Annotated in this window: 7 protein-coding genes; 5 read left to right on the top strand and 2 right to left on the bottom strand. The window is 52.7% G+C overall.

The window, feature by feature from the left end:
• Positions 1-1,152 precede the first annotated feature (1,152 nt).
• Together E0E37_RS05025 and nhaC are read left to right on the top strand one after the other, a co-directional pair.
• Positions 1,153-2,775: a Na+/H+ antiporter NhaC family protein gene (locus tag E0E37_RS05025; protein WP_130861887.1), complete on the top strand. Its 1,623-nt coding sequence runs from the start codon at positions 1,153-1,155 to the stop codon at positions 2,773-2,775.
• A gap of 202 nt (positions 2,776-2,977) precedes the next feature.
• Positions 2,978-4,435: a Na+/H+ antiporter NhaC gene (gene nhaC, locus E0E37_RS05020; RefSeq protein WP_130861886.1), complete on the top strand. Its 1,458-nt coding sequence runs from the start codon at positions 2,978-2,980 to the stop codon at positions 4,433-4,435.
• A 61-nt stretch (positions 4,436-4,496) separates the two neighbouring features.
• Here the strand turns inward: nhaC and E0E37_RS05015 are convergent, their stop codons facing one another.
• Positions 4,497-5,528, bottom strand: coding sequence for a threonine aldolase family protein (locus tag E0E37_RS05015; protein ID WP_130861885.1), 1,032 nt, complete (start codon positions 5,526-5,528; stop codon positions 4,497-4,499).
• Between the two features lie 405 nt (positions 5,529-5,933).
• Between E0E37_RS05015 and glmS the strand changes: the two genes are divergently transcribed.
• From glmS to E0E37_RS18520, 3 genes are all read left to right on the top strand, one after another.
• The gene (gene glmS, locus E0E37_RS05010; RefSeq protein WP_130861884.1) at positions 5,934-7,763 is read left to right on the top strand and encodes a glutamine--fructose-6-phosphate transaminase (isomerizing); all 1,830 of its coding nucleotides are present in this window, start codon (positions 5,934-5,936) and stop codon (positions 7,761-7,763) included.
• Between the two features lie 113 nt (positions 7,764-7,876).
• Positions 7,877-8,434, top strand: a complete 558-nt coding sequence (locus tag E0E37_RS05005; RefSeq protein ID WP_130861883.1) for a hypothetical protein — start codon at positions 7,877-7,879, stop codon at positions 8,432-8,434.
• A gap of 2 nt (positions 8,435-8,436) precedes the next feature.
• The gene (locus E0E37_RS18520; protein WP_165445213.1) at positions 8,437-8,574 is read left to right on the top strand and encodes a hypothetical protein; all 138 of its coding nucleotides are present in this window, start codon (positions 8,437-8,439) and stop codon (positions 8,572-8,574) included.
• 65 nt (positions 8,575-8,639) lie between these two features.
• Here the strand turns inward: E0E37_RS18520 and glmM are convergent, their stop codons facing one another.
• Positions 8,640-9,989, bottom strand: coding sequence for a phosphoglucosamine mutase (gene glmM / locus E0E37_RS05000; protein ID WP_130861882.1), 1,350 nt, complete (start codon positions 9,987-9,989; stop codon positions 8,640-8,642).
• Positions 9,990-10,019 lie beyond the last annotated feature (30 nt).

Below are 10,019 nucleotides of genomic sequence, written 5' to 3'. Positions count from 1 at the left end.
TCATGGTGTTGATTGTTTGTACTTGAATCTTTCCTGAAGTCTGCCGGCCGAAGCCGGTTCTCCAGTTGAGAACAACTTAATGTTCTCTTTGACTCAATTTCTACACTATGGAGTTATCAAGGTTCATGTGCTCGCTTGCAGATCGTTCAACCTTACAGCTCGCCGCTCTGTTTTACAGAGCTTTTTTATTATACAACCGGTCGTTTCCTTTGTCAAGCTCTTTTTAACTTTTTTTAAGTTTTAAACTTGACCCCGATCGTATTTGCCAACCCCTCTCGGGGACAGCTATATTAGAATACCAGATTACGTTTTTCATGTCAACCCTTTTTCTCACTTTTTTTCGCGATCCAATCGTTGACCGTCATTCCGGCGTTCCTGCCGTTGTCTGTTCACAAACAGCTTGATTAGAATAGCAAACTCCAGCAGGAATGTCAAGCACTTTTATTAACTTTCAGGATCAAAGAATGGCCAATCATTGTCAAACTGAAACCGGCCTTCAACTGCAGCAGGCGCAGGAGCAAGTCCTGAAACGAAAGAAGCAAATCTTACGCTTCCTTATTAATACCCCATTTATACCGCTGCCCGTTATTCGAAGAAAGGTTCTTTTCCCCATCCAATTGGTCGACGCCGGATCCATGTCTGTCTTCCTGCCGGGCAAAACGCGATCGATCCGCCCCGTTTCCATTCTCAGAACGAAACGAGCAATTAACAGCCCCGGCGCCATTCCCGCTTCAAAAAACGGTATAAAATCCCGAATATACGCACAATTCATTTTTTCACGTTGAATTCTGCCAAATTACTTGATATAATGCATGTGACGATATATTTTGTCTTGATTTTGACAGAAAAGGGAGGTGTATCGATGAAAGAATATGCTACATAAGAAACGGACTCAGGGAGGTTCTCATCCTGAGGATCCTGAGCATATCTACTGTGGAACGAACTTATTATGACCTTTTATTTTTCTGAACGTAATTTTACTTATTTCTTATTGTTATTTTTCTGGCCGCCATATCCCGGGAGACCGCGGATACCCGGCCTCGCCGTCGGAGCAGCTCCAGCCGGCCGCATTTTGGCTACCGACCGCCTACTCTGACCAAATGTAAATGCCTTTAACTATATTTTTATCTTTTCTAAGAGAGGAGAAACATCATGAAGAATATGCAGCGTCGTATGGCAGGAACGATCGTACCTGTTATACTGATGATCATCAGCTGCCCTCTGTTGGCTTTCGCGGCTGAAGAAGAATACGTTCCATCTATGTACGCAAGCTTCTGGTCCCTGATTCCTCCCGTGGTCGCCATCGTTTTGGCCCTGATCACAAAAGAAGTCTACAGTTCTCTGTTCCTTGGAATCGTCATCGGCGGAGTGTTCTGGTCCGGGTTCACATTTGAGGGGACCTTCAACCACGTGCTTCAGGACGGAATCATCGGATCGCTCTCTGACAGCTACAATGTCGGCATTCTGGTGTTCCTGGTCATTCTGGGCATCATGGTCTGCCTGATGAACAAAGCGGGCGGTTCCGCGGCCTTCGGCGACTGGGCCGACACCCATATCAAATCGAGGATCGGCGCTCAGCTTGCCACCGTGTGTCTGGGTGTTCTGATCTTCATCGACGACTATTTCAACTGTCTGACCGTAGGAAGCGTCATGCGTCCCGTCACAGACAAGCATCACATTTCCCGCTCAAAGCTGGCGTATCTGATCGACGCCACGGCGGCGCCCGTGTGCATCATCGCCCCGATCTCATCGTGGGCGGCGGCCGTAGCCGGGTTCGTACCGGGAGACGAGGACGGCTTCGCCGTCTTTATCAAGGCGATTCCTTTTAACTATTACGCCATTCTGACCATCATCATGATGCTCGGACTTGCGCTGCTGCAGGTTGATTTCGGACCCATGAGAAAGCACGAGGACAACGCTCTGAACGGCGATCTCTACACCACTCCGGACCGTCCCTATGCAGATGCGGAAAAAGAGATCGTGGAAAGCAACGGCAAAGTCATCGATCTGGTGCTGCCCGTGGTAGTGCTGATCCTGTGCTGTGCCGCAGGCATCATGTATTCCGGCGGTTTCTTCTCCGGAACTAGCTTTGTTGAATCGTTCTCCAGCAGCGACGCCTCCATCGGTCTGTCCACCGGCAGTCTCTTCGCACTGATCTTTGCCGTCATCTTCTTCGTGGCAAGAAGAGTGCTGAGTTTTACCGACTGTATGTCCTGCGTTCCCGACGGCTTCAAGGCCATGGTTCCGGCTATCCTGATCCTGACCTTCGCCTGGACGCTGAAGTCCATGACCGACAGTCTGGGCGCTGCAGAATTCGTCGCCGGACTGATGGAAAGCAGTGCGCGGAATCTGGTCAACTTCCTGCCCGCTATCATCTTCCTGGTAGGCTGCTTCCTTGCTTTTGCAACAGGAACCTCCTGGGGCACCTTCGGAATTCTGATCCCCATCGTAGTTGCCGTATTCGCGGGCCAGAACGATCAGCTGATGATCATCTCCATCTCCGCATGTATGGCTGGCGCAGTCTGCGGAGACCACTGCTCGCCGATCTCTGATACGACGATCATGGCCTCGGCCGGCGCACAATGTAACCATATCAACCATGTGAATACGCAGCTGCCCTACGCGATCACCGCGGCGGCGGTATCCTTTGTAAGCTATATCATCGCCGGTTTCGTACAGAACGCATTCATCGTGCTCCCCATCGCCATCCTGCTGATGCTGGGCGTACTGGTGGTTCTCAGAAAGATGTACGGAAAAGAGAAAGAGGAAATATAGCGCTGAACTTCTGTAGAATAAACAGCTTGGCAGCGATGGCTGTCTAAGCGGACGAACGCCTCTCAGAGTATGAGATACATCTGAGAGGCGTTTTTTTATCCCGGCCAAAAATCACTTATCGACACAGAGCCGTGCATCTTATATAATTGAAGACAAATCCTTTATTCCCATCAATCTGAAAATGAACCAAGGAGACATTACTATGGGTAAAAAAATTCCCATGTGGCAGACCGTGATCATCATAGGCATTACCATCGCCCTGCTGGTCTACTCGATCATCTTTACCGAATACAGTCAGCTGCATATTCCCCTGATCATCTCTGCTATCGCGGCGGCGGCCGTAGCTGTTGCCAACGGCTGGAGATGGTCTTTTCTGGAACAGGGCGTCATTCAGAGCATTTCCCGCTCCATGCAGTCATGCCTGATCTTACTGACGGTGGGAATTCTGACCGGGGTCTGGAAAGCAGCCGGCATTATTCCGTCAATGATCTATTACGGACTGAAGATCATATCGCCGGAGATCTTCCTTGTCACGGCCTGCGTGCTCTGCACGATCGTGGCTCTGGCCATAGGGAGCTCCTGGTCCGTAGCGGGCACCGTGGGCGTGGCCATGATCAGCATCGCCGTCGGCCTGAACATCGATCCGGCCATCGCGGCGGGCGCCGTGGTATCCGGGTCCTATTTTGGAGACAAAATGTCCCCCCTGTCCGACACAACGAATCTGGCCCCCGCCATTGCAGGCTCCAATTTGTTCGACCACATCAAACATATGATCTGGACGGTAACGCCGTCCATGCTCATCGCACTCATCCTGTACGGTATTTTAGGATTGGGCAAGGGCAGCGGCGAAGTGGATCTCGGGTCGGCCAGCATCCTCTCCGACGAGATCATGGCGGAGTTCCATATCAGCCCCATTTTGCTGATCGCCCCGATCCTGCTGGTGGTCATCGTGGCCCTCAGGGTGCCGGCTCTGCCCGGTCTCTTTGGAGGCGTACTCATCGGTCTCATCTGCATGGCTGTCTTTCAGCACATTCCGCCAAACATGTGGTTCTACACCATGCACTACGGTTATGAAACCGCCAGCACGGCGGTTCTCAGCCAGAATTACACAGCAGCCGACCTGCTGGGCGGCGGCGGTATGAATTCGATGCTGCAGACGGTGAATCTGATCCTCTGCGCTATGACATTCGCCGGTATTATGGACTGTACCGGCATGCTGGCCTCTCTGGCCGAATCTCTGCTGAAAGTGGCAAAGAGCACCGGCACTCTGGTGACGGTCACTATCGTTTCCTGTTTCCTGGTAAACCTCATTGCCTCTGACCAATATCTGGCCATCATTCTTCCAGGAAGAATGTACAAAGAAGCCTTTGAAGACCGGCGGCTCAAGGCCAAGAATCTATCCAGATGCCTGGAGGATTCGGGCACGATCACGTCCGCGCTGGTTCCCTGGAACACCTGCGGCGCTTCCATGAGCAAATTCCTGGGTATCGGCACGCTGCACTACGCGCCCTATGCTTTCCTGAATTGGCTGAACCCGCTGATCTCTATTTTCTATGGTTTCACCGGCATCTCCATGGAAAAGATGACAGAGGCGGAATACCAAAATATTCTGGAACAGCGAAAGATGGACGCGGAACTGGCAGCTAAATTAATGGAGTAGATGAAAGATCAAGCCACACAAAAGGAGGACGACATCAGTCGTCCTCCTTTTATCGTCCATTCTATACCGCTGCCAGCCGTTTCAGATTATCCAGGAATTTGTTCACTTCTTCCTCCGGAGTGGCCCAGGAGCACACAAGGCGGATGGCCGCCGATCTTTCATCCACAGGCGCCCACACATAGAAGGAATACTCTTTCTCCAGCTTTGCGATCAGCTCTTTGGGGAAAATAGGGAAGATCTGATTGGTAGGCGACTCCGAAAGGAATCCATATCCCTGTGCAGCGATGCCCGCCGCCAGTTTCTGCGCCATATCCACGGCGTGCTTTGCCAGATCAAAATACAGGCCGTCTTTCAGCAGCTCTTCAAACTGAATGCCGATGGCGCTGCTCTTTGCCGTAAGCGCCCCCCTCTGTTTGATCATGAACCGAAAATCCGGCTTGATCTTATCGTTGACCAGCACCAGCGCTTCCGCAAACAGCGCTCCGTTTTTCGTGCCGCCGATGTAGAAAGCATCGGCCAGCTCCGGCAGATCCTTCATGGTCACATCGTTTCCCTCAGCGACCATGGCCGCTCCCAGACGCGCGCCGTCAATATATAAATACATGTCGTTTTCATCGCAGATCCTGCGGACCGCCTGCAGTTCCGCTTTGGTGTAAACGGTGCCGCTCTCCGTTGGATGGGTCAGAAATACCATTTTCCTCCTGACAGTATGCTCATCTTCAAAACCGTCCAGCACCTTCTGGATCAGCGCAGGTGAAAGCTTCCCATCCGGAGATTCCACCATGAGGATCTTATGCCCCGTGGACTCGATAGCCCCCGTCTCATGTACCTCGATATGTCCCGTATTCGGTGAGATCACCGCCTCAAAAGGCCGCAGAGCGGCCGCGATAGCGATGGTATTGGTAGGCGTCCCCCCGGGCATAAAATAGACGTCTACATCGCTTCTACCGATCATCTCCTTTACCATCTCCGCCGCGTGAAGACAGTGAGCGTCATAATTATATGTATCATTTTGTTCATAGCAGGCGTCGGTCATCGCCTTCATGATCCTGGGATGCGCTCCCTCGCTGTAATCGCAGATAAAACTGTACATATTTCTCTCCTCCGTATCTTTGCGTAGATTGCCGGACCTGCCCGCGGCAGATCCCTTCCAGTAAAAGCATATCGCATTCAAATAGATAAAGCTAGCATTTTTCAGCCGTTATCTATATAATTATATAGAACAGCCCGAAAAGGAGGGATCATCACAGGGCTGCGCGTCCAGTACGACCTGGATACGGGAGAAAAAGCGCCGGGACTCCCTGCGAAACGGCAGGGAGTTGACGAGGACGGGGGACGATCGAAAGATTCGGCGGATGCCTCCGGGGTTCAATGGGGAATCCTCAGACGAACAGCAAAAACTGCGGGCGACCGCGGTCACAAAGGGTTCGTATGGCTTTTGAAAAATTCTGTCCTGCGCTGGAAACGTGCAGGCAAAAAATATTGGGAGGATTATATCATGTGTGGAATCGTAGGATACATCGGTGACGGAAACGCCAAGGACATTATCATCGATGGACTTAAAAAACTGGAATACAGAGGGTACGACTCATCCGGCATCGCCCTTTGCCGCGACGGCAAGCTGATGGTTCGCAAGAAAAAGGGACGGATCTCCAATCTTGAAGAATACATTGCCGGCGAGGCGATGGATTCGCACCTGGGGATCGGACACACCAGATGGGCCACCCACGGCGCCCCGTCTGACCTGAACGCTCACCCGCACACTAATATGGACGGATCCATCGCCGTGATCCACAACGGCATCATCGAAAACTATGTGGAGCTGCGCGAATGGCTGGCAAAAGAGCACGGCGTTGTTTTCCGCTCCGAGACGGACACGGAAGTCATCGCCCATCTCATCAGTGTTTTTTATGAGGGCGATCTCACCGACGCGGTCTACAAAGCGATGGAAAAAATGCGCGGCGCCTATGCTATTGGCGTTATCTGCGCTCACGAGCCGGACAAAATGGTGGCGGTCCGCAAAGACAGTCCGCTGGTCGTCGGTCTTGGCGACGGCTGCAACTTTATTGCGTCCGATATCCCCGCTCTTCTGAAACACGTCCGTCAGATCTACCTCATCGAAAACAACGAGACGGTCGTTCTCACGAAAAATGACGTGAAGCTGTACAATGCAGCGCGTCAGGAAGTGAAGCGGGAAGTCTTCAATGTCACCTGGGACGCTGACGCGGCGGAAAAAGAAGGTTATGATCACTTTATGATCAAAGAGATCCACGAACAGCCCAAAGGCATTCGCGAGACACTGACCCGGCGTCTGGACGACGAACGCAATATAAAGCTGGACGGCATCTCCATGACCAAAGAGGAGATCGAGCAGTTCAACAAAGTCTACATCGTGGCCTGCGGCACTGCTTATCACGCGGGTCTCGTGGGAAAGTACATCATAGAAAAGCTGGCGCACATTCCTGTCGAGGTGGATATCGCCTCGGAATTCCGTTATCGGGATCCTTTTGTGGACGGCAAGACCCTCTTTATCGCCATCAGCCAATCGGGAGAAACGCTGGATACCCTGGCCGCACTGCGGGAGGCCAAGCGCAAAGGCGCCCGCATCCTCTCCGTAGTGAACGTGGTGGGAAGCTCCGTGGCGCGGGAATCCGACGATGTGTTTTACACCTGGGCCGGTCCGGAGATCGCCGTGGCTTCCACGAAAGCCTATACCACGCAGCTGGCCTGCATGTACCTCCTCGCCCTCTATATGGGAAAGGAAAAGGGCGTTCTGGACGATCTCTCCTATCACCGTATCCTCGACGAACTTCTGGCTGTGCCCGATAAGCTGCAGACCATTCTTGACAACGAGAAAAGCATACTGGAGATGGCAAAAACGCTCTACAGGCGGGAACAGGTCTTCTTTATCGGCAGGGGACTGGACAGCAGCGTCTCCTATGAAGGTTCTCTGAAGCTGAAAGAGATCTCCTATATCAACTCCTTCGCCATCGCCGCAGGCGAACTGAAGCACGGCACGATCGCGCTCATCGAACAGGATACTCTGGTGATCGCCCTTGCCACTCAGAATTTTCTCTTTGAAAAGATGCTCTCCAACATTCAGGAGGTCAAAGCGCGAGGCGCATACGTGGTGGGGCTTGCCAAGAAGAACAACACCGAGATCGAAAAACAGGCCAGCCAGGTGATCTACATCCCTGAGTGCGCTGATGAGATCACCCCGCTGCTCTCCATCGTCCCTCTGCAGATCCTGGCTTACTACATCGCCAAACTGAGAGGCTGCGATATCGACAAGCCGAAAAACCTGGCAAAGAGCGTAACGGTGGAATAACGAAAACGGCAGGACCGCCTCACATAGTCCGATCAACTCAAAGGAGCGGGAGACCGCTCCTTTCAAACTTAAGACAAATCAGGCATAGACAAACAGAACATAAGGAGGAGATCATGGGCGTCAATCAATTTGTCATGGCTTACCGGGCGGATCACGAAAAGATCAGAGCACTGCTTCCCGGCGATTTTGAATCTCTGAGGCCCGTCCTGAGAATCAACGTGGAGATCATTTCAGACGGACCGGCGGAAAGCCGCGTGCGCATTGAATTCAATACCCCTGTAGCCGCCAGGGGAAAACGGGGCTGGCTGAATCTTAAAACGTGGGAAACTCCCGGGACAAAGATCACTTATCAAATTCTGGATCAGCATGTGGGAGAAAAGACCCCAGGCAGCGAGACTGCGGTAAAGGGACACACCACGGCCTTTCAAACAGACTTCCTTGAAATCGAATATACGGGAGTGGGCCTTGCAGGCGGGTGTCCCGCCGAAAATGATAACGACGGCTGTTTCTATTCAGACGGCGGCGAATATGTCTTTGTGGCGTCAGAACCGATCAATGCATGTAAGGAATACTGCGACTGCCGCTTTACATGGACCGATCCGTTCATGGAGGCGATGAAAATCGAAAGGGAAGAAATCCTGGGAGCGTATAAGGTGACGTTCAACAGATAAAAATGGGCCCAAAACATACGCTAAAGAAAACCGCGCTGGAAACAGACTGCACCATGCCCTACCTGATCTACACCGACGAGCCGACCGCCGCGACGAAAAAATTCATCGCGGCAGTAAAAGCCCTGTATGAAACCAGATGAGGGCATGCAAAAAGGCTGCGCCGTCAACGTTAACGTTGACGCGCAGCCTTTTCTATAGACGGCCTTTATCCCAGATTCTTTGTGATCAGCGCCGCCAGATCCTCCGCCAGCTTCGTGATCGAGCCGGTGTCTTTTCCTTCCAGCATAACGCGGACCAACGGCTCCGTTCCAGATGGACGGATGAGCACGCGGCCCTCTCCTTCCATGACCTTCTCCAGTCTTTCGATCTCTTCTTTGATCTGGGGATGATTCATATATTTTTTCTTATTTTCATTTTTTATGGACGCGTTGACCAGGACCTGGGGATAGATGGTCACTTCCGAGGCCAGCTCAGAGGGCGTCCTGCCGGATAGTTTCACCGCTTTCAGCAGCTGCAGAGCAGAGAGAATACCGTCCCCTGTAGTCGTGTGATTCAGGAAAATGATATGGCCGGACTGTTCGCCGCCGATCACGCAGCCGGTCTTCAGCATGCTTTCCAGCACATAGCGGTCGCCCACCTGGGTGACCTCCACTTTGCAGCCCAGCGACTCCACCGCTTTGTGGAAGCCTAGATTGCTCATGACGGTGGCCGTTACCAGGTTGCCGGTCAGCTGACCGCTCTCCTTCAGCATTTTCATACAGATGTAGATCGTGCGGTCCCCATCGATGACCTGGCCGTTTTCATCCACGCCGATCAGCCGGTCCGCGTCGCCGTCAAAGGCCAGTCCGATGTGCGCCTTATTGGCCCTCACCGCGGCCTGCAGCTTTTCCGGGTGAGTGGAGCCGCACTGGTCGTTGATATTGATCCCGTTGGGCTCGTTGCCCATGGCGATCACCTGCGCGCCCAGCTCCCGGAATACTTTTTCCGCCACCTTGTAGGACGCGCCGTTGGCGCAGTCGATGGCGATCTTCATGCCCGCCAGATTGATATCGATGGTCTGTTTCAGAAATTCCGCGTAAAGCGTAAGAGCGTTTTCCTCCGCTTCCAGGCAGCGGCCCAGCCGGTCGCCGGTAATGTGGCTGTTTACATCGATATTTCTCAGAATGATATCCTCGATCTCATCCTCAATATCGTCGTCCAGCTTAAAGCCCTCCCCGTTAAAAAACTTGATGCCGTTATATTCAAATGGGTTGTGGGACGCGGAGATGACGATGCCGGCGTCCGCGTGGTAGTAGCGCACCAGATAGGCCACCGCCGGCGTCGGAAGCACCCCGATCTTGATGACATTTCCGCCCATGGCCAGGATCCCCGCGCTGATGGCGTCCTCCAGCATGTCGCCGGAAATTCTCGTGTCCTTTCCGATCAGCACCACGGGCCGTTCTACGTCCTTGCTGAGGACGTAAGCCCCCGCTTTTCCCAGATTAAAGGCCAATTCCGGCGTCAGCTCCGAGTTTGCCACTCCGCGCACGCCGTCTGTCCCGAAAAGTCTTCCCATCTCCTCATACCTCCAAATTGATATTATCGT

This window comes from Bacilliculturomica massiliensis (genome assembly GCF_900605495.1).
Lineage (GTDB): Bacteria > Bacillota > Clostridia > Peptostreptococcales > Anaerovoracaceae > Bacilliculturomica > Bacilliculturomica massiliensis.
This window is presented reverse-complemented; position numbering and strand designations above follow the sequence as displayed.